This is a genomic window from Paenibacillus sp. VMFN-D1 (assembly GCF_003386155.1).
GTDB classification, from domain to species: domain Bacteria; phylum Bacillota; class Bacilli; order Paenibacillales; family Paenibacillaceae; genus Paenibacillus_AQ; species Paenibacillus_AQ favisporus.
In genome coordinates this window covers 239,498-260,424 of record NZ_QRDU01000004.1, presented here as the reverse complement: position 1 = coordinate 260,424, position 20,927 = coordinate 239,498, and the positions used below count along the sequence as shown (strand labels likewise).

The window sequence follows — 20,927 nt, the reverse complement described above, 5'->3', positions numbered from 1 at the left end:
CTATTACGGCTTGCCGAAGAGGGACATTATGATGATTTGATGGCAGGGGACTGCGCCGTGCGGTCCCGGATCTGCAGCGCTTCATGAAGCCCGGCCAGTTCATGCTGCAGCACGGGGATGGAGACGAGCGCCGGGATGTTCACCGGCTTAGGCGTGAGCTGCCGCTCGGCAGCCTGAGCCATCTGTTCAAAGAACAGGCTGCAGTCCGATGACGCTTCATCCGGTGCGGCATGGCTCTGAGCGTTCCCGGCTGCCGTAATCAGCGCGTAACCGATGTGCTGCACCGCATCCAGCGCAGGCCACCAGGAGCTGCCCTGATTCCGCCGGCCCACCGACTCGGCCAGCGCTCCGTCATACAGCAGGCGCAGCCGGATAAGCGAAGTTTCCAGCTCGTTCGTCCATGTGGTAACCCTACTAGAGGGGGAGGAGGACAGGATGCTCTCCAGCAATTTGCCTTCCATCCGGATGACGCCTGCGAGCGCCCGCGGCAGCTTGCTGGAAGAAGCGCGTCTCCAGAGGAGAAGCATGCCGATGATGCCGATGGCGCTCCCGATCAGAATATCGGTCAACCGGGCCGAGATGAAGAAGCTTACCGCCATATCCGGATGGCTGCTCTCTGCGATCAGCAGCGAGCTCGGCGTGATGAAGATGACGGCCAGGGCGTAATTGCGCAAGTAAATCAGTTCGATAATAAATTGAAGAACAGCCATAATCAGCGCGATATAAATGCCCTCGGGCCGCAGCGACAGGATGAAGGCGCCGAGGAATAGTCCGACGACGGTGCCCGCCGTCCGCTGGATGGCCCTGTGAGCCGTGCCGAGCACCGTCGTACCGAGCATCACCGCCGTGCAAGAAAGCGGCACCCAGTAGGACCGGTTCAAATCCAGCGAGTAGGCGACCGCAGCAGCGACGGCAATCATGATGCCGTACCGAAGTGAGGTATGGAGCAGCGCCGAGTGCGGATTCAGCGCGCCGGACAAGAGACGGCGCAGGGAAAAAGAGGGAGGAAGGGTCACTTCCTCCGCCGTCCCGTGGCCCGCCTCTTGCCCCAGGCAGATGGCGGCCGCCTCGTTCAGCAGCCCGGACAAGCGCCGGACATGCCCGTTCGGGATGTCCGCAGCCGCCTTGGGCTGCAGCATCTCCTGCTGCGGATGCTGCAAGCGATCCGCAATCGAGAGAAGGGACGCCGCCGTCCCTTCCGGCACCTTCGCCGCCTGGCGGTCCAGCGAGATTTCGACGGCGGCCATAAACATCTCATTGGCCTTCCGGGTCAATGCCATCAGGCGCAGCGTCGGCCCGTAATTCCGGCGCCAGCGCAGCTCCCCGCCGGACACGGCAGCGTCGGCTGCACGAAGCTGAACTGCCGCCTGGTATCTTTTCTCCGGGTACAAATCGGTTCCAATCGCATCCACAAAGGCGGCCAGACTCCGGTAAGCCCCGGCGACCGCCTTGGTCTCCGGCCCATGAGGACGAAGCAGCCAACCGCTCATCCCCACCATCCAGGCAAAGGCTCCGCCGGTCAGCACGAGCAGGGTTTGCAGCGGCAGGGCGTGAAGATCATACGGCAGACTCGTTCCGACCGAGAAGGTCAGAATGAAGAACATGGCCGATGGTCCGGCCATTTGAAATGCGCCGAAGCCGAATACGGCAAGGGCACCGATCAAGCCAAACAGCAGCACCATCAGCCAAGGGGTTGCCGCTGAGAGCGACCCAAGACCAAAGGTAAGCGACAGTCCCAGGGCCACACAGGCCAGCTTGATCGCCCGCTGCCGGTACGTTTCGCTGCCCACATACAAGAAAGCAAAGCCCCCGATTGAGGCGCACAGCCCGTAATCAAGATGTCCGGTCAGCGCACCGACCAGCGTAGGCACACCTGCCGCAACAGCAGAGCCGATCCCCCGGAACCACTGCAGCGGCATCCGCCGGATGCGGAACGCGTCCCGGACGGTTCCGGGAACCGGGCCCTTGTGAACCGCCCGTACCCCCGGATAAGTATGCATCGTATTCAATTCGCATCATCTCTTTCTCTTAGATTCCATATTGGTTCGCACCCATTCAATGCGGTACGTTCTACCTTTTCATCTATACCTTTTCATCACTGCTCAGCCTCATATTCATCAACAAACGGACCGCTCGCTCCGATATTCCGGTTGATCCGCTTCAGCATTTCGCTGAACAGGGCAAGCTCCGCCTCCGGAATGCCGGCGAGCACCTCTTCCCGGTACAGCCGGTTGATCCGCCCGACCAACTCCCCATGCAGCTGCCGGCCCTCGTCCGTGATATAGATCAAGAACGACCGCCGGTCCTCTTCATTTCGGCTGCGGAGCACGAGATGCTTACGTTCCAGGATGTCGAGAATCTTCGTCAGGTTCGCCTGGTCTTTATCGGCAATCCATGCAAGATCCTTCTGCGTAATGCCGTCCTGCTCACTGAGCCGCTTAATGACCGTCCATTGTTCCGGGGTAATATCGTCATCCTTTAAATGTAACGCCATGTACCGGTTCAGCGCGCGGCTGGTTCTGGAAACAAATTGTCCGTACAGATCCTCGTAGTCTCCCTTGTTCACGGCCGGATCGTCCCTTCTCATGTGCATGTTCTTCTTTTCACTTTACAGCCAAAAATGATTTTTGTAAATAATATATGTAAACACATAATTAACATACAAACTATTTATTCAATCGCATCCCTTCCCCTACATCATGCGCAGTACAGGTGTAAGGGGATACATCCAGTTTTCAAAAAAATGAACGCCATACGTCAAAAAGCAGCCATTCTACCCGAATGACTGCCATGCTATGTATTTCTATTCTCTTTTCAGTTGGTTCAAAATCAGCCTGGCCGCCCCGATCGCTCCTGCCTGGTTGCCGAGCTGCGCCGGGCGGACATCGATCCCCGGACTTAAGCTGGAGAGACATTCATCAAGCAGCGGCCACCAGATTTCCCGTGAATCGGTCAAGCCTCCGCCAATGACGATCACACCGGGGTTGAGGCCGATATGGATATTGTGCAGCAGCACACCTAAATTTCGGACATATTCGTTGACAACCTTCACAACAGCCGGAAGTCCTCGCTTAAAATCCTCCAGCACCTCAACCCCTGACGGATAGGATACGCCTGCAGCCTCAGCCGCAAGGGAAACCAGCGCCGTCCCAGACAGATATTGCTCCACGCAGCCCCGCTGGCCGCAGTTGCATGGCCGGCCCCCGGGTATGAGAATGGTATGTCCCCATTCTCCGCCGTTCCAGCCAGCCCCCCTGAACAGTTCAGAGCCCACCATGTTCGCCCCGCCTACGCCGGTGCCCAGGGTAAGCATGGTGACGTCGGGAATCCCCTTGCCCGCTCCCAGCCAAGCCTCTCCGACGAGGGCCGTGTTGGCGTCGTTATCGACAAAGACCGGCCGCCCGTATGCCTGCTCCAGGATCGCCTTCAGCTCCGTTCCCTGCCAGCCCGGCAAATTATCGGTCGCATACACTATCCTTCCGGTGTGGACGTCGACCCGGCCGGCGGTGCCGATACCAATGCCGGTTACCTCCCCGTTTCTTTGCAGCAGCTCATGCAGAAGCGAATGCATGTTGGCCATGATCCGGTCTTTTCCCTGCTTCGCATCGGTCGCGATTTTACCGAGGTCGAGCACCTGTCCGTTCCTATCGAGCACCATGCCCTTGATGGAGGTTCCGCCTATATCCAGGCCAATTGCTTTCATGTACCGCACATCCCTTCGATCCTGCTCAGATGCCTCCATTATAGCAATGACCAGATATTTTCTCCATAAATAAATTCATAAAAGGAGAAATACTTCATCACTACAATCATACCTGCACCCCATCAACAGTACCGCTTGAAATGGATGTTCTCATATTTCATTCTCAGCCGGTCCCGGAGCGCAATCAGTTCGTCTTCAGTCATGGGTTCCAGCTTCTCCCTCGTAAAATCCAGCCCATGCTCCTCCGCTATATCCAATATCCCCCGAATATATAGTTCCCGGTAATCTTTCATCCCCGGCCCGCCTCCTTTGAAGTTTATTCCCTACTTCATACACTACCCCTCTGTTCTGTGATCAAACAGCAACCTCTGCAGCCTATACCTGGTCGCGTATAACTGTACCGCGATTGGATAGAATACCCACGAGGTGTGATTATGGACATATTTGCAAAAATTAAGCATTTTTTTGTAGCCGGAGAACAAGAGCAAACCACTGTCAAAGAGCCGGAAAAAAATGAGCATCCTTCGCTTGAGCACACGATCCGGCAGTTCGAAAACTCGATGGATTTTATCCACCGGACCTACCCGCATTGCAAAGTGGATGTTATTTATTTGGCTTTTCTCGTCGGTAATGACCAGCTGCTGCAGGAAATCATCCAGCCCTTTACCGATGCGGACGAAGAACAAGTCAAAACCGTCCTTAGCCGTTCCCAATATGTCGTCGTCGTAGACAGCAAAGAGTGCATCAACGGCATTCTAAACGGCAAGGCAGCTGTTTTCTTCCGAGGCAGCACTTATTTGGTCGATATCGCCAAACCGGCCGGCCGCAGCATTGAACAATCCGAGACCGAAACGGTTATCTCCGGGCCCCATGACGGCTTCGTGGAGAATATTGGACAGAACCTCGGTGTCCTGCGCCAAAGGCTGAAGAGCTCCCATTTAAAGTTCATTAAGCTGGAGGTCGGGGAGGTCGCCAAAAACGTCGTCGTCATCGCTTATATAGAAGGGCTCGCCAATCAGGAAATTGTCGACGAGCTGATCAAGCGGATCCAAAGGATTGAATATAACGCCGTTACCGATTCCAATATGCTGATACAGTTTATCGATGAGAATCCCAACTCTATCTTTCCGCAATTTATGACGACCGAGCGTCCGGATGCCATCGTGTCCAAGCTGGTCGCCGGGCGGGTCGCCGGATTTGTGGATGGCAGTCCATCGGGCTTTACCTGCCCGACCGCCTTCTTTGATTTCTTCTCATCGCCGGACGACTACTACCAGCGATGGCTGATCGGCACCGCACTGCGCTTTTTGCGGTTGATCGGCTTCCTGATTACAATTTCCTTTACCGCCTTCTACGTATCTGTCACAACCTACCATTATGAAATGATACCGCACACGATGCTGCTCAACTTGACGGAGTCCCGGGCCAAGGTCCCGTTTCCCCCACTGCTCGAAGCGCTGCTCATGGAAACGACAATCGAGCTGCTGCGGGAAGCCGGCGCCCGGCTGCCGACGAAGGTCGGACAGACCATCGGCATCGTCGGCGGTATCGTCATTGGTCAGGCAGCCGTTCAGGCCGGGTTTACGAGCAACATCCTGATCATTGCCGTCGCGACATCCGCGATCGCCTCCTTCGTCATCCCGAGTTACATCATGAGTGCATCGATCCGTCTCATCCGGTTCGGGCTGATCATCATGGCCGGTATTCTGGGGAATCTTGGACTGCTAATGGCCATCGGCATGATCGTGATCCATTTGGCGGGAGTCACGAACATGGGGACCTCTTATCTCACGCCCCTGGCCCCAATCAACTTTAAGGACATGCTGGACACTTATATTCGGGGGCCGTTTTGGGCTTTGCGCAGCCGGCCGACGATAGTGAGAACACCCAACAAGAAAATCAACAAAATGCGGAAATAGCGGCGGTGATGGACTGTGAACGAGAAATTAAGCGCTTTTCATATTGCAACCTTGATCTATATGATCGAGAACAACATCACCTTGTTCGCCCTCCCGCGGCTGGTGGCGGAGAACATGGGAACCAACGGCTGGGTGGGATATATCTTTCTTGCCTTGGTATCCACCGGCAATATTCTGCTGTATTTGGTCGTCTATCGCATGGGGAAGGGACGGTCCATGTTCGACATTCTGGAGAAATCCCTGTCCAAATGGATTCTCTACCCGGTATATGCAGGATTGGCCGTCTTTTATATCATGATCGCTTCCTTTGTCGGAAAAAACTTCTTTCTGATCTTCCAGATGATTTCGTTCCAGACATCCAATGTCACGTTTATCTTTTTGCTGTTCTGTATGATGGTGTATTTCCTGCTCATCAAGCCTGTTTACAGCATCGGCAAAGCAGCCACGGTGTTTGCATTTATGACTTGGTGGACCTTATTGCTGACGTCTTACCAGGCACGCGAGTGGAAGCTGATCCGCCTCACGTCTTATTTTTTTGAGGATCCTGCCGGGGGGCAGGTTCTGCACAACTGGGCCGAGGTGTATACCTCCTTTATTGGCTATGAGCTGTGCATCTTTCTATTCCCTTATGTCAACAAAAAGAGCAAATTGTTCAAGGGGGTTCTGTACGGTCATCTGCTGACTGCACTGGCTCAGGTGATCGTCCTGCTGACGGCGTTTGGCTTCTTCAGCTTCCAGCAGCTTCAGTCCCTGCTGTACCCGATCATCGATATGCTGGATTTTATTGAGATGCCGTTTATTAACCGGGTGGAAAACCTGGTGTTTGTCATTTTCGTATTCGGCAATCTGATATCGACCACGATGTTTTCGTTCGCGTCTCTGTCTATGGTCAAGCGGATCTTTCCCAAGACCCGCCCCAAGCGCCTCGAGTTTTTGATCGTGCTCGGGGTATTTATCGTCGGGTTTTATTCCAAATACTTGTCCCAGTCGGAATATCAGCTCCGTCGCGTACTTTTCACGGAGATCGGGATTGCCTTTATCCTGCCTATGCTGCTGATCCTGGTGCTCCTGTTTCAAAAGCTTCGGGAAAGGATGAACAGCCATGAGCATTAACAAGCGCCTGCTGATGACGCTGACTGCCGTTATGCTGATGCTTACGGGATGCACCGACCAGCATATTATCGAACGGGCAGGTTTCGTCCGGACGCTCGCCTATGACTTATCCGGGGAAGGAGAAAATACAAAATTAAGGGTAACCGCCAGCATCCCGAAGTCCAACCACGAGGACGCGATTGTCTACTCCAGCTTGGCGGAGTCAGGAAAAAAAGCCAAGATGATCTTTGACCGGCAGAACAACCGCCGTTTGGTCAACGGGCAGCTGCGGCAGGTCGTTTTCGGCGAGAGGCTCGCGAGAAGAGGCGTTTGGAGCAACATGGACACGCTGACCCGGGACCCGTCCATCGGCTCGCGCCTGCATATTATCGTGGCGGAATCCGACCCGCATCACATCCTGATCCGCAACGATTATCCCCAGGGCCCCACTGCAGGGGAATATATCGACACGCTGATCCGGACCGAGGCCAAAGCCGGTGAAATTCCCGACACCTCCTTGTATACATTCACCAGAGACTACTATGACGACGGCATTGACCCGGTCGCCACGATCTTAAAGGAAGAAAAAGATTCTCTGTCCATTGACGGCATCGCCCTGTTCAAAAACGATCAGTATGTCGGGAAAATCGATGCGGATGACCGGATGTTCTTCGCCCTGCTCCATCATGGGGTCCGTGCCGGCGATTTAAACGTCGGCATTCAAACGGATCGGAACGCGGAAGAGCAGGCGACGCTGGAGTACCTGTCCAGCAAGCGGAGGATCAAGGTGCTCTCGACCCGGGACATCCTCGAGGGCAGGCCGATTCAGGTCGCCCTCCGTATCAGGCTGTCAGGCTCGCTGCTGGAGTATATCGGAGCGCTCGACATGAAGAAGCGGACTGATCAGCGAAAGCTGGAGGCGGAGCTGGAAAAAACCATTAACCGGAAGTGCCAGAAGCTGATCGACCACATGCAGGAGAAAAAATCCGACCCGATGGGTATCGGACAGTATGTCCGCAACTCGATTCCCCACAGCGTATGGAAGCAGCTCAAGTGGGAAGAGGTATTTTCCAAAGCGGATATCAGCGTGCACGTCGACGTCAAAATCCGGGATTACGGTAAAATGCTGCACTAATGCGGCTGGTTCCGTAGTGCCTTTATCGAATTTATGAGAACGAATCAAAAAAACCGCCCGAACGAAACTGCACCTCCAGTGTAGAAACAATCTACCACTGAGGATGCAGTTTAAACGCTCGGTGCGGTTTTTCCGTCTGTCTGCATGGTCCGGCTGCCTAGTCTTCGTAACTGGCCAATCCCTGGTCCATCAAGAAATCCATTTCCGCCTCCAGAATAGCTTCAATAGTCATCTCGTCCAGCTTGATATCGCGGCGGCTCAGCACATAATCGACCAAATCGTCCATGTCGATCTCCACCTCGCCTTTCACATCGGCCTTGGCGTTGTTAATATAGGCTTCCTCATGCTTCAGGACGAGCGTAATGCTGTCCCGGTCGGCTTGGGTCTCCTCGGCAATATATGAAATCAGCTCTTGTTGTTTGAGCGGCTTGTTCATGGGCGAAATCATCTCCAATCTTTGTTTGACTAGAGCCATTGTACCACAACTTCCTCCGATCTCCATGGGCAACGCCCGGCGTGAAAAACCCTCTTCTCATTTCGGCCCGTTGTTGTAGAATAGAATGGCATCCCTATGGAACCAAGGAAACCATTGGGGAAGTCAAACGATGAATTCAACAGTTCCCTAAATCGGGACTGTTCGGAAAGGAAATGTTGGACGAGAATGAAGCAGGTGTACGACAAAGTGTTTAACCGCTACTGGAGCCCTTATTTGGCCATGGCGCTGGCCGGTATTTTAAGCGCCGTGTATTTTGGTATCACCGGCACGGTCTGGGCCGTCACCGGGGAATTTACCCGCCTGGGCGGACATCTTCTGGAATGGTGCGGTGTGGATATTTCGGACTGGGCTTACTTTCAGCTGATCCATATGAACGGAACCACGCTCACCCGGACCGACGGATGGATCGTGTGGGGCATGTTCATCGGCGCGCTGATCATGATTCTGCTCAGCAACAGCTTCAAAATCAGGGTGCCGCGGCAGAAACGCCGGCTGCTTCAGGGGCTGGCCGGAGGTTTTGTCGCCGGCTTCGGGGCACGGCTTGCCCTCGGCTGCAATCTGGCCGCATTTTTCACGGGTGTGCCGCAGTTTTCCCTTCACTCCTGGATTTTTATTGCGGCTACCGCAATCGGTACATACCTCGGGACCAAGCTGGTGAATACCTCCTGGTGGAAGGGGAAGCCCACCCTTCTGAAGGGTAATGCCGCCGCACCTTCCGCGGCCCGCAAGAAGATCCAGCCCTACGTCGGCGCCGTTCTGGCGATCGCGTATGCGGCTCTGGTCGTCTATTTCTATGCGGCAGGCAAAACGATGCTGGGCACGGCCGCTTTGTTCGGGGCCGCCTTCGGCATTCTGATTGAACGGGGACAGATTTGCTTTACGTCCGCATTCCGCGATCTCTGGATCAGCGGACGGGCAGCCATGACGAAGGCGATCTTCGTCGGAATGGCCGTCAGCTCCGTCGCCACGCTGATCATTATTCTGGTAAACGGAATGGATCCGATTACGAAGATCGCCGCGCCGAGCACGCTGATCGGCGGCATCCTGTTCGGCATCGGCATCGTCATGGCCGGCGGCTGCGAAACCGGCATGATGTACCGTCTGATGGAAGGCCAGGTGGTATTCCTGCCTGTATTCATCGGCAACATTGCGGGAGCCACCGCTTTGGCATACGCCTGGGACCACCTCGGCATTTTCAATGCCATCGTGAAGCCAGGCAAACCGATCAACCTTATTACGGCAATGGGACCGGCCGGTGCGATCATTCTGACGCTGGCTTTGCTGGCGGTCGGCTTTGGTATCGCTGTGTACTGGCAAAAAAACTACCGGTTTGGCATCGGCTTTAAGAAAGGGGAAACGAAACATGTCCATTGATTTTACGCTCGATCTCCGCGGAGAATCCTGCCCGTATCCGGTCATTTACACGCTGGAAACGCTGCGTGACTTGAAGAAAGGCCAGCTGCTGCAGGTCATTACCGACTGCCCTTCTTCCTTCCGCAACGTACCGGAGGAAGTCGTGAAGCATGGGTATACGCTGGAACAGGATCCCGTCCGGAACGGACAGGAGTTTTTGTTCTATATCCGTGCGTAAGCCGCGGCATACGTTGAAGACCAAAAAAAGGATTAGAGCGATAACCGCTCTAATCCTTTTTCACATAACAGACAAGGAACAGCGCCAAGAGAGTCCCCGTCACGCCCGCGATGACCGCAGTAACGCCGGCGGCCTCCGGCCGTTCCCTGACTTGATCATAACGTATGAAATGCATACCAGATCAAGATGTTTTTTTCGTCGCGCCCCTTTTTAGGCTTGCGGATCGCTGACTTTTACTAACATTTTACCGAGATTCGTACCCTGGAACAGCTGCAGGAACGCGTCAATCACATGGTCAAAGCCCTCGACGATCGTTTCTTCGTATTTCAGCTTGCCTTCGGCCAGCCACTGTCCCAGCTGCTGCATGCCCTCAGCTTGGCGGGAGGCATAATCGCTCAGCACAAAACCTTTGATCATTGAGCGGGTCTTGATCAGCTTGGACAGAATTCTCGGGCCGACATCCTCCGTGCTGTTGTAGGACGAAATCGCGCCGCACAGCGGAATCCGCGCATAGTCGTTCAGCAGGTTCATGACCGCATCGGATACGCTGCCGCCGACATTGTCAAAATACACGTCTACCCCGTTCGGACATGCCGCTGCCAGCTCTTCTTGGAAATTGTCGGCTTTATAGTTCACCGCCGCATCAAAGCCGAGTTCACGGGTCAGGTACTCGCATTTCTCATCCGTTCCGGCGATGCCGACGACGCGGGTGCCCTGGATCTTGGCGATCTGGCCCACGAACATGCCGACGGAGCCGGCGGCTCCCGAGACGACGACCGTTTCCCCTGCCTTCGGCTTGCCGATATCCAGCAGACCGAAATAGGCCGTCAATCCGGTCAGGCCCAGCACGCTCAAGTAAGCGGACAACGGCGCGATCGACGGATCGAGCTTGCGGACGCTGCCGGCATCGACCGTGTTATACAGCCGCCAGCCCAGCATGCCGATCACCTTGTCCCCTGGCTGCAGGGCATCGGACTTCGATTCCACCACTTCGCCGACGATCCCGCCGGAAATGACCTCATTCAGCTTGAACGGCTCCACATACGACTTCGCGTCGCTCATTCTTCCCCGCATATACGGGTCCACCGACAGATACAGTGTGCGGATGACGGCTTGTCCTTCCTGCGGCTCCTGGACGTTCCCTTCGCGGAACTCAAAGTTTTCGGGTCCCGGCATGCCTACCGGGCGCGATTGTAACAGAATCGAACGGTTCATTAATGGTTGTACCATACAATATTCACATCTCCATCATTTAGAATTGGGATCAAAAGGCGATGACTACACGGCCTCAAAACCACCTCGTATTAATCAGATAGTTTTAAAACTTTCAAATTACAGAGAATAAAGAGAGGGTTCCCGCCCAATCATAGACTGTCCAGGAAACCCGGTAAAAATGCGTTAAACGTATCCTCTCTAAGCTGCCCGTATTTATTCTGGCCCCTCCGGTAAATGTGGATCAAATCGGCCTCATACAAAATCTTGAGATGATAAGACACGTTGGATTTGTCCATCCCAAGCGATTCACCGACCTCACCGCATGTTTTGTGTTCCGGATGCTGAACCAGATACCGGATCATTTCGATCCGCTTCACTTCCGACAGCGCCTTGAAAATTTTGGCCCGCTTCTCATCGTCTTTTGACGTTAGTTTGATAGTCATGCAACTATCCTACTCCTTTGCCTTCGGCAGAGTCAAGCAGCCAAATTGTGACATCCCCTATTCCGCTGCCTGCTCTTTCTCGGTCGTAACAATGACCCCATCGATATTATCCCCGGAAATTTCATAGTTTGCAGAAGCCGGCTTATCAATTTTTCCCATATCGGCCGAAGGGTAATAAGCGATCTCGTAGGTCTTGCCCTCCACCGTCTCCGTGGTCTTCCCCTGCTGCTTTAGGTAGTCCAGATATTCTTCCAGCGCCATATTCTTCTCATACATCACGGCGCTGTGCGGCAGGCCGACATACCGGAAGTGCCACGGTTCATATTGGATGCCGGTAATGCTGATTTTGTCTTCGGGATAACGCAAAATAAAGCCATACTTCCAGGCGTTCTCCTTCAGCCATTTGCCTTCCGGCGCCTTATCCATCTCCTTCAGACTGGAACCGATATCCATGGAGAGCCCCAAATTATGCTCGCTGGCACCGGCCGGAAGGGCGTACTCGGAGCCTTTTTCCTTATACAGCTCCTCCTGCTTGTCAAAATCGCGGTAGCCGCTGCTGATGAGAAAATGATCCACGCCGTCCTTCCTGGCCGCGTCCACCATCGTCATAAAATGGCGTGCCAAATCCTCGGACAGCATAATATGCGCGTCCAGCAGGCTGTATCCTTCCATCAGGTCTTTATGATCAAACAGATTAACAACATCTTTCTTTACCGCATCCCCGGAAACGGGATGATCCTTGTTGACCAGCAGCAGGTTGCCCAGATGCACCTGATTCGAGTTGACGTCCAAATACGGACTCTCTTCCTTGGAAGGGGATTCTTCTTCCGGCTTCGCCGAAGCTCCGCCCTGCTTGGCGGCTTCCTGTTCCGTTTCTGTCTTCACATGCTTTGTGCCCGAGCCGCCGATCTGATGCTGTACGCTTCTAAAGCCCACCAGCACCAGGATGACGATGACTGCGAGCATGAAAAACCACTTTCTCATTTCATCGTGTCCTCCTTCAATGCCTGTGTAATATAATAGAGGATCGCTTTGGAAATGAATAGGGGAAATTATGACTATTTCGCGGATTCGCCAACAATGTAAGGTGCCAGAGGCGTTCGGGAGAACGCCTTAACGATCGCCCAGGACAGCAGGATAGACAGCGCTCCGCCGGCCCATACAAGCAAATGATAAGAGAACGGTCCGGTCTGCTGCACATATTCCCGCCACAGAAGCAGGAAGAATGGATGCAGCAGGTAAATGCCGTAGGAATACGTCCCGAGCGAAAACAGCGTCTTGTACAGCGGGCTTCCTTGACGGAATTTCCGCGCCAGCTGCAGCAGGAATAAGCAGGTCAGTGAGAAATACAAACCTTCAGACAGCTTGTTCATGTACGATAGATACGGCTGCGGAACCCAGTGCGGAGCGGCGGTCTGCAGCCATTTCTGCCCAATGTACACGGCTGCAGCCGCTATAAACGCTGCCGCCATCCAGCCCACGCCTGAGCCAAACCCTTGTCGGACGCCCTTCTCCCTCATCTTTTTGGCAGCATAAGCCCCCAGGTATAAATACAGCATATACGATCCGATAAACGTACCGATTTCGTCCATATGCCATACATAATAGTTCAGCAAATAGATGGCCAGCTGGACGGTGATCCCGAAAACGAGCGGATGGCGTTTAAGCACCGGAATTTTCTGCAGCAGCATAAACAGCGGAAACAGCAGGTAGAACTGCGCGATAATGATCATAAAGTACAAATGCTCGTAATTGTTTCCCAGCGGCAGGTTGCTCCAGAACCGATGCCAGCCCTGCTCCAGCGGGAGCCCGTGAGCGTACGTGTAATAGGCCGCATAAAAAAAGGACCAGAACAGATACGGAACCACGACTTTCTTGATCCGCTTTTTATAAAAAGAAACCCAGCTCAGCTGCCTCCCGTCGTAATGATAGAACAGCAGGAGCGCGCTCAGGAACAGAAACCCCGGAACGGCGAAATTACAGCCGACGTTTACGATATAGTACAGCGGGTATAACGATGAACCGGTCGGCAGCTTCGTGACCGAAAATGAAGTTGTATGAATGGCGACCACCGCGATAATCAGTATGCCTCTCAGCAGCTCCAGATAGGTTATCCTCTCTCTTTTTCCCATAATGTCCACCCCTGATGTCAGGATTCAGCCTTATAGAGGTCATTACCCATATGGTGGGGGAGGTTACCAAGGTATTTTCTAGGGGGCGAAAAGCAAATGGCCCGCGGGATGACTCCCGGGGCCTTAAATTGCTGAGTTAACCCGCTGTTCTACAGATGCTGAAGCTTATCGGGGTTTCTGACGATAAACAGATCACGAATCCGGTCACCTTCCACATGGAGAAGCATGGCGCCTTCGACCCCCTCCTGAGACCGGAACACAATCCCAGGCTGGCCGTTCAGTGAGACATGCTCAATTTGGATGCCTCCGTCAGCGGTCGAAAATTTGCGATACACGCCCAGTGCAAAGCGGGCGACGAAGATTGGCGACACGATCGGATGAACCGCCGCGGACGCCTTGCCGCCCCCGTCGGACGTGATGACGACGTCCTTCGAGAGCAGAGATATCACAGAATCCATGCTGCCCTGCTCCAGAGCCGACAGAAACCGGTGGACCCACTCTTCGTCCGCAGCTTCCGGCTGAATCGGCATCTCGGGGTCGAACCCCATTTTGGCACGAGCCCGGCTGAACAGCTTGCGACAGTATACCTCCGTTTTCTCGACGAGTTCCGCAATGTCCGGATATTCAAAGCCCAGCGCCTCCCGAAGGATAAAGACAGCGCGCTCAAGCGGGGACAGCCGCTCCAGCAGCACCAGCATCGCGTAGGACAGCAGCTCCCCGCGAACCACGGTTTCGGCGGTATCCTCCGCCGACGTCTCGATCGGCTCGGGCAGCCATGGCCCGAAGTACTGCTCCCGCTGCCTCTGGGTGGATTTCAGCATATCCAGGCAGCGGTTCGAAACCATTTTGCACAAGTAGGATTTCGGTTCTTTCAGCTGTGCCAGGTCCCGGTCCGCCAGCTTCACGAAAACGTCCTGCACCGCATCCTCCGCATCGGACACGGAGCCCATCATTTGATAAGCGATCGAAAACAGCAGCGGACGGTAATTCTCATACAGTTCCCTCATGGATTGCTCACCTTTCCTGCTGGCATGGCGTTGCTCACTTGAGCAGACTCGCATGATCCCAGGTGAATTTCCGAATATTCCAGCCGAGTCTCCCTTGTATGATCATATCGAGTCCCCACTGCCGGGTCCAGACCATTCCTTTGGCCGGACCAAGACCGAAGCAGAAAACATCCATATACCCTTTATGGACAGGTGCAGGACGGCCCTCGACATCCGCCGCCACGACCTGGCCGAGCCTGGCCGCCTGAGCGCCGGCTTCCTTGCAGGTCATAGCATCTGCCCGGCCCGTCTCCGGATCGACGATCTGTGCGCAATCTCCAATGCTGTAGACGCCGGGTTTGCCCTCCACCCGATAACTCGCATCGACAACTACTTTTCCTTCCGCAGTAACCGGGAAGCCCATGCCGGAAAGCCTTGGATTCGGCACGATGCCAAGCGTCCATACGCACAGCCCTGCGGAAATTTCGCTTCCGTCCGAAAGGGCGATCACCCCGCCGCGTTCCCGGATGACCTTGCGTCCGTGCAGTGTAGTGACCCCCTCATCGGCTAGCAGCCGCTCCAGCTTGCGGGACACCTTCGCCGGACCCTGTGCAAACAGCCGCTCCTCGGCATTGACCAGATACACCCGGATGTCTGCGGGATGAAAACCCATACCTTCGGCATCGGCACGAATGGCATGAGCCAGTTCGGCTGAGGTTTCAATGCCGCTGATGCCTCCTCCGGCCACAGCAAACGTCAGCAGCTTGGCTCGTTCCACCGCACTGGCCCCGGCCGCTTCACGGAGATTCTGCTTCCACATCCGGCGGATTTGTTCAGCCGCTTCCGGCGAGGTCAGCGCGATACCGCCCTGATCCGGCTTTGGGCGCCGGACCATGCTCCCCGCCGCCATCACCAGGATGTCATATCCAAGGCGTGCGTCCCCGCCCTCACTGCGGCTGTAGATCAGCTGCCTGGCGTCAAAATCCACGCGTGTGACCTCCCCCTGAACGAGGTCTACGCCTTCCCCTTCCGGAAACAATCGTCTCAAGGGGATGGCAATATCCTCCTGCAGAGCCGCCGGCTTGAACAGCAGCACCTTGCGAAGGTGATAAGGATCCTTGTTGATCAGGATGAGCCTGAGATCCCGGCCAGCCCCTTTAAGCGATTTTTGCAAAGCCTTGACCGCATTGATTCCGGCGTAGCCGCCGCCGACCACGACGCATGTTAACTTTTCCATAACGTCCACTCCCCGCTTTGGTTTTGCATATATCACGAGGAAGGGGAAGCATTTGTGACACTGAAAGCAGAAAAAAATGAAAAAAGCGGCACAGACCAAAAAGAAACCTCCCGCCTTCGGGAGGTCTCATCGCTTCTAGGATCCGGCTTCCTGTCATCTATGACTGGGCGCCGGGATTCATTCCGCAAGACGCCTCGCCTGCAGTATTCACGCATTCTGCCTGTCCCGCTGCCCCAGCGCTTCCTGGCTTCGAGCGCTCCAGCATCACACTGCCCGCGGCTAAGGCGATGCCAATGGTCACGATCACGGCCGAAGCCAGCGGCAGTCCGGACAGCCCCAGCCTGCTCTCTGCTACGTACCCGCCAACAAAGGCGCCAAGCGCATTGCCGAGATTAAAGGCAGAGATGTTCAGGGTGGAAGCCAAATCCTGCGCCGAGCCGGACCGCCGCAGCACCTGGACGTTCAGCGGAGTGACCATCGCGTACGCGGCAGCTCCCCACACAAACACCGTAATGAGTGCGGGAACGACCGAAGTGCTCGTGAAATAAAAGGCGATCATCACTGCCAGCAGCAGCCCCATACTGCCCAAGAGAGCCGCATGAAGATGCCGGTCGGCCAGCTTGCCCCCAGCGGCATTCCCGATCACCGACGCCAGCCCAAACAGCAGCAGCACGATTGAAATGCGCTCTTCCGGAAGCCCCGTGATCTCCTGAAGGATCGGAGAGATATACGTAAAGGCCAAAAAGACGCCGCCAAATCCGAATACTGTCGTAAACAGGGCCAGCACCGGGCCCGTACGCGCGACCTGCCCGAGCTGCCGGCGGATCTGAGGCCGTGTCACCTGCGGCATGTCTGGAATCTTCCACAGGATGCCCGCTCCGACGAGCAGCGTAATGATGACCAGCATCCAAAACGGAAAGCGCCAGCCGAACTGCTGTCCGAGCAGCGTGCCCAGCGGCCCGCCGATGACCGTCGCAATCGTCAGCCCCGACCCGGCTAGAGATATGGCCGCGCCTTCCCGTCCCGGAGCCGCCAGCTGGCCTGCCATGACGACGGCGGCACCGAAGAAGGCCCCCTGAGCCACGGCGCTGACGACGCGGGAGGCGATCAGCAGTCCGAAGGAAGGCGCGACTGCGCTGAGCAGGCTCCCTGCCCCGAACAGGGCCAGCATGTATAGGAGCAGGCGTTTGCGGGGGACCCGGACTGTAGCGACCGTCAGCAGCGGTCCTCCCGCGACAACCCCGAGCGCATAGGCGGTGACGAGCCAGCCTGCCGTCTGAACGGTGACCTGGTACTGCCGCCCGATGTCCGGCAGCAGACCCATCGGGAGCAGCTCTGACGTACTGATCACAAAAATGCCCACCGCCAGCAGGAGGACCTGCAGGATACCGGACGGAACCCGTCTTCTTTCCCTCATGCCTGTCCCCCCTCTGCCCCGGGAGCTCCGCCCGGTCTGTCCACGATCGGCATCTGCAGCTCGGACAACACCGGGCTGGCCGGCTGGTCCGGCAGTTCCCAGTAAATCTCCCGGCTCGGTTCCTGCTCCGAAATGCCGTATCCCTGTTCCTCAAGCCAACCGGCCAGCTTGGCCGTGACCTCATAGGAACCCGCCAGGCCTGCGGAATGGGCTATACAAGCAAGCCGGGCGCCTTTCAGCTCCCTAACCCGGATCCGGCCTTGGTCCGGGAGAGGGCCCGCAACCGGAACACCTACCTCCAGGTCCACGGCGTCTTCGCATTCGGCGCAGCTGTGCCACAGAACGATCACCCTCTGGTCCAGAGCGCCCTTGTACAGCGTCTTGACGGCCTGCCGCAGCTCCCGGATCAGCCCCGGAACCTTCGATTTGGAGGTGACCTCCCGAATGGAGGCGATCCATTCAGGGCCGGTCTGCCTTACGACGACATCCAGGGGCGGCTCTCCATCCCCACTCCGGTCCAGCTCATCCAGCCTGGCCTCGATCCGGTTCAGTCGGGCCTGCTCCTCCCTCAGCATCTCGGCAATTTCGGCCGATTTATGAAGAAGCATCGTCCGCATCGGTTCCGTGCCCAGGGCTCCGTCCAGCAGCGGAATCATCTGCTCCAAGGTGAACCCCAGGTCCTTAAACACCAGAATCCGGTGAACCCGCTTCAGCTGGTCTGCCGTATAGAATCGGTATCCCGTATCCGGATCGGTATAAGACGGCTTCAACAGCCCGATCTGATCGTAATAGCGAAGCGCTTTGGCCGATACCTGGCTAATTTTCGAAAATTCCGTAATTTTGAACATTTCCCAGCCTCCTCTCCGCTCCAGTATAAAGCTTTCCCTTAAGTGGAAAGTCAACCCCTGTGCCAGCGTCCATCGTTCCAGGAATCCATAAGCTTTTCGAAATCCAAGGCGAATGTCCATACCTTTCATGACAAACAGAATACGATAAAAAATCAACGGTCACCACACCATGCGCTGCTGTCTAAGTTACTTTCTAACGGAGGGAGACCCCCACCCATGTCACATCTACTGAGTCAAAGGGAAATCCGCAGCATTTCCCGGCGTTTCCGTCTCCAAACCCTTCGCTCCACGCCTGTCTCATCGTTTTACCGGAAAAACGCCGTGATCCAGATCCAGACGAACCTGGGCACGTTTGCATTAAAGCCGTATAACCGGAATCCCCACCTTCGCTCAGGTCTGGCTGCCCAAATCAAATCAGCCGCAAAGTATGTTCGTCTGTTAATGAACAGCGACTATGGCTTTATGCCGGACTGGCTTCCTTCCGACTCGGGAAAGCTGTGGGTCATGCGCCAGGGGCAGCCTTATTATATGACGGAGTGGATTCATGGACGGCCGATGGGGACGGAGCAGGATTGTGAGCAGCTGGGCCATGCGTTGGCAAAGCTTCACACCCTCCGCTGCGGGCTGCCGCCCACACCGAAATCGGCTACCTTGGAGCAAGTTCGGCTGTGGAAAGTCAAGGATCGTTATCTGCGGAAAAACATGGTTCAAGCAGCTTCCGCGAATCCGGCACTCCGAAGGGCCGTCGGGAAATACGGCGCGGCTTGGAAACGCTTCTCTGATGAGGCATGGTCCGAAATCCGCCATCCGGATATTTCGCGGCTTTGCGCCCAGGAAAAGGCCAATCCGGCCTTAATTCACGGCGATATCACGCCGCCGAATGTCATTATCGCAAATGACGAGCGTCTTCATATTATAGACTGGGATTTTATCAGAGTCGGCTCCACCTATGCGGATACGGCCAAGACGATCATGAATACGACCGGGTTTAATACCGCATTCATGGAGGCTTTTCTTAGGGGATACGAAGGAATCCGGCCCTTAAGCCCACCGGAGCGAAAATTGGTCAAGGCATTATACGGCTTGCCGAGGGAAGCCTGGTATGCCGTCCGGTTCCCACGGAGCAACAGAAGCGCCGAGATGCTGAAGACCATGGACCAGACCTGGATGCTCAGGCGTCAGGCGATGGAATACATGAGCAGGTGGGCAAATCTATAACCAAGGGGTGATGTTTGTGACGGACTTCAGGACCGGCATTGAAGAAACCTACGGCATGAAAATCCGTGAAATCAGACGGGTGAAGGACGTGTTCCGAATTCGGACTCGTCTGGGTACTTACTGCTTGAAGTGCTACGATGTTCAAGTGGAAGAAGTCTTCTATATAGCCCGGGTCTTTGCCTGCCTCGACGAACGGGGATTTACCCGCAGTCCAAAAGTATACCCTACAACCGCGCTTTCGCCGGTCATGATCCATCAGGGCTCGGTGTACATGCTGACGAATTGGGTGCACGGAAGGCAGCCGGATTTTGGGTCAGCAGCGGATTTGAGGAAAGGTCTGCGCGCGCTGGCCAGGTTTCACGCTGCCGCCGAAGGCTTTCCCGCAGGGGAGGCCCCCGCCTCTAGGATACGTTATTTCGACTTGGAGAAAGATGTCTCGGATTATAAGGAGCTGCTTGGGTACTACGAAAATACACGCCACTTAGTCCCTCCTTGCGAAGAAGTGATCAACCGGCTGCGAGAGCCCGCCGTTCTTGCGGCGATGACAGCGGAGCAGCAGGCATCTGCTTTTATCCATGGAGATTATAATTATCCGAACTTGATTAAAGACAAGCGGGGAAAGCTGCATCTGATTGACTTTGAAAACAGCTCACTGCATGTGCGAATGAAGGACTTAGCCCACATTCTCCACCGCAATTTTACCTGGAACGCGGGCGGAATGCTGCGCGCCGTCGAATACTACCAGCGGCACCGACAGCTTAGCGCTCCGGATCTCTCCCTACTGCATGCACTGCTGTCTGCACCGTATCCCGTCGTCCGAAGCATCAAAATCGGCGGGATCCAGTCTGCCGCACGGGTCATCCCTTCTACAGACCGATTCTTGCAATATCAAAAAGAGCTGGGCGCATTGCTCGCTTCCTCCTGAATGTCCCGGCCGTATTTACCCTGCATCCATCGGGAAAGCGCCCCCGCTACACTTATTGGAAGGGAGGGAGTCTGTGGCAAGGCCTCAGTCCGCCCCAGGCTCCGGATGATAGCGGTATGCCTCCAAGTCAATCCGTCCCTCGGCGTCGACCTCTACCCCCTCGCCCTTCAAATACAGAATTTGCAGCATGCGCGACTCCTCCTCCACAAAAGCGATCTCGCCTTTCGCGTTGACGACCCTGTGCCAGGGAAGACGGTGCTTCTTGCCCAAGGAATGAAGAATGCGCACGACCTGCCTTGCCGCTCTCCGGCTCCCCGCCAACTCGGCGATTTGCCCGTAGGTCATCACGCGGCCTTCCGGTATATTTTGAATAATGTGGATGACGTTCATCGTAAAAGGCGTCATTGGCTTCTCCAACCTCCAAAACGGGATTCATGCTTAAAACGGTCGATTATATACTGATACGCCGGCCGCTTCCGGCTTTCCTGCAAAAAATCCAGCCGTAACAGCAGGCCGGAAATCAACGATTGCTTTTCACTGGCACAACATCAACAAGACCACCTCTAAAGA

General features: G+C 55.4%; 21 protein-coding genes. 7 read left to right on the top strand and 14 right to left on the bottom strand.

Going from position 1 to position 20,927, the window contains the following annotated elements; all coding sequences use genetic code 11:
* Positions 1 to 26 precede the first annotated feature (26 nt).
* From C7820_RS25085 to C7820_RS33565, 4 genes are all read right to left on the bottom strand, one after another.
* Complete coding sequence (locus tag C7820_RS25085; protein WP_258875433.1) at positions 27 to 2,000, bottom strand: FUSC family protein; 1,974 nt, start codon at positions 1,998 to 2,000, stop codon at positions 27 to 29.
* A 95-nt stretch (positions 2,001 to 2,095) separates the two neighbouring features.
* Complete coding sequence (locus tag C7820_RS25080; RefSeq protein WP_181909192.1) at positions 2,096 to 2,587, bottom strand: MarR family winged helix-turn-helix transcriptional regulator; 492 nt, start codon at positions 2,585 to 2,587, stop codon at positions 2,096 to 2,098.
* 216 nt (positions 2,588 to 2,803) lie between these two features.
* Positions 2,804 to 3,703 carry an ROK family protein gene (locus tag C7820_RS25075; RefSeq protein ID WP_181909191.1) on the bottom strand — a complete coding sequence of 300 codons (900 nt, stop codon included), beginning with the start codon at positions 3,701 to 3,703 and terminating at the stop codon, positions 2,804 to 2,806.
* 122 nt (positions 3,704 to 3,825) lie between these two features.
* Positions 3,826 to 3,996, bottom strand: coding sequence for a hypothetical protein (locus C7820_RS33565; RefSeq protein WP_181909190.1), 171 nt, complete (start codon positions 3,994 to 3,996; stop codon positions 3,826 to 3,828).
* A 141-nt stretch (positions 3,997 to 4,137) separates the two neighbouring features.
* Here C7820_RS33565 and C7820_RS25070 point away from each other — a divergent pair, with 141 nt between their 5' ends.
* From C7820_RS25070 to C7820_RS25060, 3 genes are read left to right on the top strand one after another with little or no spacing between them, the layout of a single operon-like run.
* Positions 4,138 to 5,622 (top strand): spore germination protein, encoded by a 1,485-nt coding sequence (locus C7820_RS25070; protein WP_116233353.1) that lies wholly within the window; start codon positions 4,138 to 4,140, stop codon positions 5,620 to 5,622.
* Between the two features lie 15 nt (positions 5,623 to 5,637).
* Positions 5,638 to 6,735, top strand: a complete 1,098-nt coding sequence (locus C7820_RS25065) for a GerAB/ArcD/ProY family transporter (RefSeq protein WP_116233352.1) — start codon at positions 5,638 to 5,640, stop codon at positions 6,733 to 6,735.
* Positions 6,725 to 7,849, top strand: coding sequence for a Ger(x)C family spore germination protein (locus C7820_RS25060; protein WP_116233351.1), 1,125 nt, complete (start codon positions 6,725 to 6,727; stop codon positions 7,847 to 7,849). Before C7820_RS25065 ends, C7820_RS25060 begins: the two co-directional genes overlap by 11 nt.
* 157 nt (positions 7,850 to 8,006) lie before the next feature.
* Here the strand turns inward: C7820_RS25060 and C7820_RS25055 are convergent, their stop codons facing one another.
* Positions 8,007 to 8,324 carry a hypothetical protein gene (locus tag C7820_RS25055; protein WP_374954745.1) on the bottom strand — a complete coding sequence of 106 codons (318 nt, stop codon included), beginning with the start codon at positions 8,322 to 8,324 and terminating at the stop codon, positions 8,007 to 8,009.
* Positions 8,325 to 8,510: 186 nt separating this feature from the next.
* Here C7820_RS25055 and yedE point away from each other — a divergent pair, with 186 nt between their 5' ends.
* On the top strand, positions 8,511 to 9,719 hold the full coding sequence (yedE, locus tag C7820_RS25050; RefSeq protein WP_116233350.1) for a selenium metabolism membrane protein YedE/FdhT: 1,209 nt from the start codon (positions 8,511 to 8,513) through the stop codon (positions 9,717 to 9,719).
* Complete coding sequence (gene yedF / locus C7820_RS25045) at positions 9,709 to 9,936, top strand: sulfurtransferase-like selenium metabolism protein YedF (RefSeq protein ID WP_076172096.1); 228 nt, start codon at positions 9,709 to 9,711, stop codon at positions 9,934 to 9,936. The genes yedE and yedF overlap by 11 nt, the downstream gene beginning before the upstream one ends.
* Positions 9,937 to 10,146: 210 nt before the next feature.
* On the opposite strand, the gene C7820_RS25040 is transcribed toward yedF, so the two are convergent.
* From C7820_RS25040 to C7820_RS25005, 8 genes are all read right to left on the bottom strand, one after another.
* Positions 10,147 to 11,166 carry an NADP-dependent oxidoreductase gene (locus tag C7820_RS25040; protein ID WP_258875391.1) on the bottom strand — a complete coding sequence of 340 codons (1,020 nt, stop codon included), beginning with the start codon at positions 11,164 to 11,166 and terminating at the stop codon, positions 10,147 to 10,149.
* A gap of 134 nt (positions 11,167 to 11,300) precedes the next feature.
* A complete protein-coding gene (locus C7820_RS25035; RefSeq protein ID WP_116233348.1) occupies positions 11,301 to 11,594 on the bottom strand; it encodes an ArsR/SmtB family transcription factor in 294 nt (97 codons plus the stop codon).
* A 57-nt stretch (positions 11,595 to 11,651) separates the two neighbouring features.
* On the bottom strand, positions 11,652 to 12,578 hold the full coding sequence (locus tag C7820_RS25030) for a M15 family metallopeptidase (protein ID WP_116233347.1): 927 nt from the start codon (positions 12,576 to 12,578) through the stop codon (positions 11,652 to 11,654).
* A 74-nt stretch (positions 12,579 to 12,652) separates the two neighbouring features.
* The gene (locus C7820_RS25025; protein ID WP_116233346.1) at positions 12,653 to 13,726 is read right to left on the bottom strand and encodes an acyltransferase; all 1,074 of its coding nucleotides are present in this window, start codon (positions 13,724 to 13,726) and stop codon (positions 12,653 to 12,655) included.
* Positions 13,727 to 13,875: 149 nt separating this feature from the next.
* Positions 13,876 to 14,733 (bottom strand): RNA polymerase sigma factor SigJ, encoded by an 858-nt coding sequence (sigJ, locus tag C7820_RS25020; RefSeq protein ID WP_116233345.1) that lies wholly within the window; start codon positions 14,731 to 14,733, stop codon positions 13,876 to 13,878.
* Positions 14,734 to 14,767: 34 nt separating this feature from the next.
* Positions 14,768 to 15,949, bottom strand: a complete 1,182-nt coding sequence (locus C7820_RS25015; protein ID WP_116233344.1) for an NAD(P)/FAD-dependent oxidoreductase — start codon at positions 15,947 to 15,949, stop codon at positions 14,768 to 14,770.
* Positions 15,950 to 16,106: 157 nt separating this feature from the next.
* Complete coding sequence (locus tag C7820_RS25010; protein ID WP_116233343.1) at positions 16,107 to 17,366, bottom strand: MFS transporter; 1,260 nt, start codon at positions 17,364 to 17,366, stop codon at positions 16,107 to 16,109.
* Positions 17,363 to 18,214, bottom strand: coding sequence for a MerR family transcriptional regulator (locus C7820_RS25005; protein WP_147306305.1), 852 nt, complete (start codon positions 18,212 to 18,214; stop codon positions 17,363 to 17,365). Before C7820_RS25005 ends, C7820_RS25010 begins: the two co-directional genes overlap by 4 nt.
* A 216-nt stretch (positions 18,215 to 18,430) precedes the next feature.
* On the opposite strand from C7820_RS25005, the gene C7820_RS25000 reads away from it, so the two are divergent.
* Both C7820_RS25000 and C7820_RS24995 read left to right on the top strand, forming a co-directional pair.
* Positions 18,431 to 19,432, top strand: a complete 1,002-nt coding sequence (locus C7820_RS25000; RefSeq protein WP_116233341.1) for a phosphotransferase — start codon at positions 18,431 to 18,433, stop codon at positions 19,430 to 19,432.
* A gap of 16 nt (positions 19,433 to 19,448) precedes the next feature.
* A complete protein-coding gene (locus tag C7820_RS24995) occupies positions 19,449 to 20,357 on the top strand; it encodes an aminoglycoside phosphotransferase family protein (protein WP_258875390.1) in 909 nt (302 codons plus the stop codon).
* Positions 20,358 to 20,441: 84 nt separating this feature from the next.
* Here the strand turns inward: C7820_RS24995 and C7820_RS24990 are convergent, their stop codons facing one another.
* A complete protein-coding gene (locus C7820_RS24990) occupies positions 20,442 to 20,762 on the bottom strand; it encodes an MGMT family protein (protein WP_116233339.1) in 321 nt (106 codons plus the stop codon).
* Between the last annotated feature and the right edge of the window lie 165 nt (positions 20,763 to 20,927).

What these genes read in the sequence shown, in the direction of transcription:
- C7820_RS25085 (WP_258875433.1), bottom strand. Translation starts at nt 2,000, where the DNA reads ATGCATACTTATCCGGGGGTACGGGCGGTTCACAAGGGCCCGGTTCCC.
- C7820_RS25080 (WP_181909192.1), bottom strand. Translation starts at nt 2,587, where the DNA reads ATGAGAAGGGACGATCCGGCCGTGAACAAGGGAGACTACGAGGATCTG.
- C7820_RS25075 (WP_181909191.1), bottom strand. Translation starts at nt 3,703, where the DNA reads ATGAAAGCAATTGGCCTGGATATAGGCGGAACCTCCATCAAGGGCATG.
- C7820_RS33565 (WP_181909190.1), bottom strand. Translation starts at nt 3,996, where the DNA reads ATGAAAGATTACCGGGAACTATATATTCGGGGGATATTGGATATAGCG.
- C7820_RS25070 (WP_116233353.1), top strand. Translation starts at nt 4,138, where the DNA reads ATGGACATATTTGCAAAAATTAAGCATTTTTTTGTAGCCGGAGAACAA.
- C7820_RS25060 (WP_116233351.1), top strand. Translation starts at nt 6,725, where the DNA reads ATGAGCATTAACAAGCGCCTGCTGATGACGCTGACTGCCGTTATGCTG.
- C7820_RS25055 (WP_374954745.1), bottom strand. Translation starts at nt 8,324, where the DNA reads ATGGCTCTAGTCAAACAAAGATTGGAGATGATTTCGCCCATGAACAAG.
- yedE (WP_116233350.1), top strand. Translation starts at nt 8,511, where the DNA reads ATGAAGCAGGTGTACGACAAAGTGTTTAACCGCTACTGGAGCCCTTAT.
- yedF (WP_076172096.1), top strand. Translation starts at nt 9,709, where the DNA reads ATGTCCATTGATTTTACGCTCGATCTCCGCGGAGAATCCTGCCCGTAT.
- C7820_RS25040 (WP_258875391.1), bottom strand. Translation starts at nt 11,166, where the DNA reads ATGGTACAACCATTAATGAACCGTTCGATTCTGTTACAATCGCGCCCG.
- C7820_RS25035 (WP_116233348.1), bottom strand. Translation starts at nt 11,594, where the DNA reads ATGACTATCAAACTAACGTCAAAAGACGATGAGAAGCGGGCCAAAATT.
- C7820_RS25030 (WP_116233347.1), bottom strand. Translation starts at nt 12,578, where the DNA reads ATGAGAAAGTGGTTTTTCATGCTCGCAGTCATCGTCATCCTGGTGCTG.
- C7820_RS25025 (WP_116233346.1), bottom strand. Translation starts at nt 13,726, where the DNA reads ATGGGAAAAAGAGAGAGGATAACCTATCTGGAGCTGCTGAGAGGCATA.
- sigJ (WP_116233345.1), bottom strand. Translation starts at nt 14,733, where the DNA reads ATGAGGGAACTGTATGAGAATTACCGTCCGCTGCTGTTTTCGATCGCT.
- C7820_RS25015 (WP_116233344.1), bottom strand. Translation starts at nt 15,949, where the DNA reads ATGGAAAAGTTAACATGCGTCGTGGTCGGCGGCGGCTACGCCGGAATC.
- C7820_RS25010 (WP_116233343.1), bottom strand. Translation starts at nt 17,366, where the DNA reads ATGAGGGAAAGAAGACGGGTTCCGTCCGGTATCCTGCAGGTCCTCCTG.
- C7820_RS25005 (WP_147306305.1), bottom strand. Translation starts at nt 18,214, where the DNA reads ATGTTCAAAATTACGGAATTTTCGAAAATTAGCCAGGTATCGGCCAAA.
- C7820_RS25000 (WP_116233341.1), top strand. Translation starts at nt 18,431, where the DNA reads ATGTCACATCTACTGAGTCAAAGGGAAATCCGCAGCATTTCCCGGCGT.
- C7820_RS24990 (WP_116233339.1), bottom strand. Translation starts at nt 20,762, where the DNA reads ATGACGCCTTTTACGATGAACGTCATCCACATTATTCAAAATATACCG.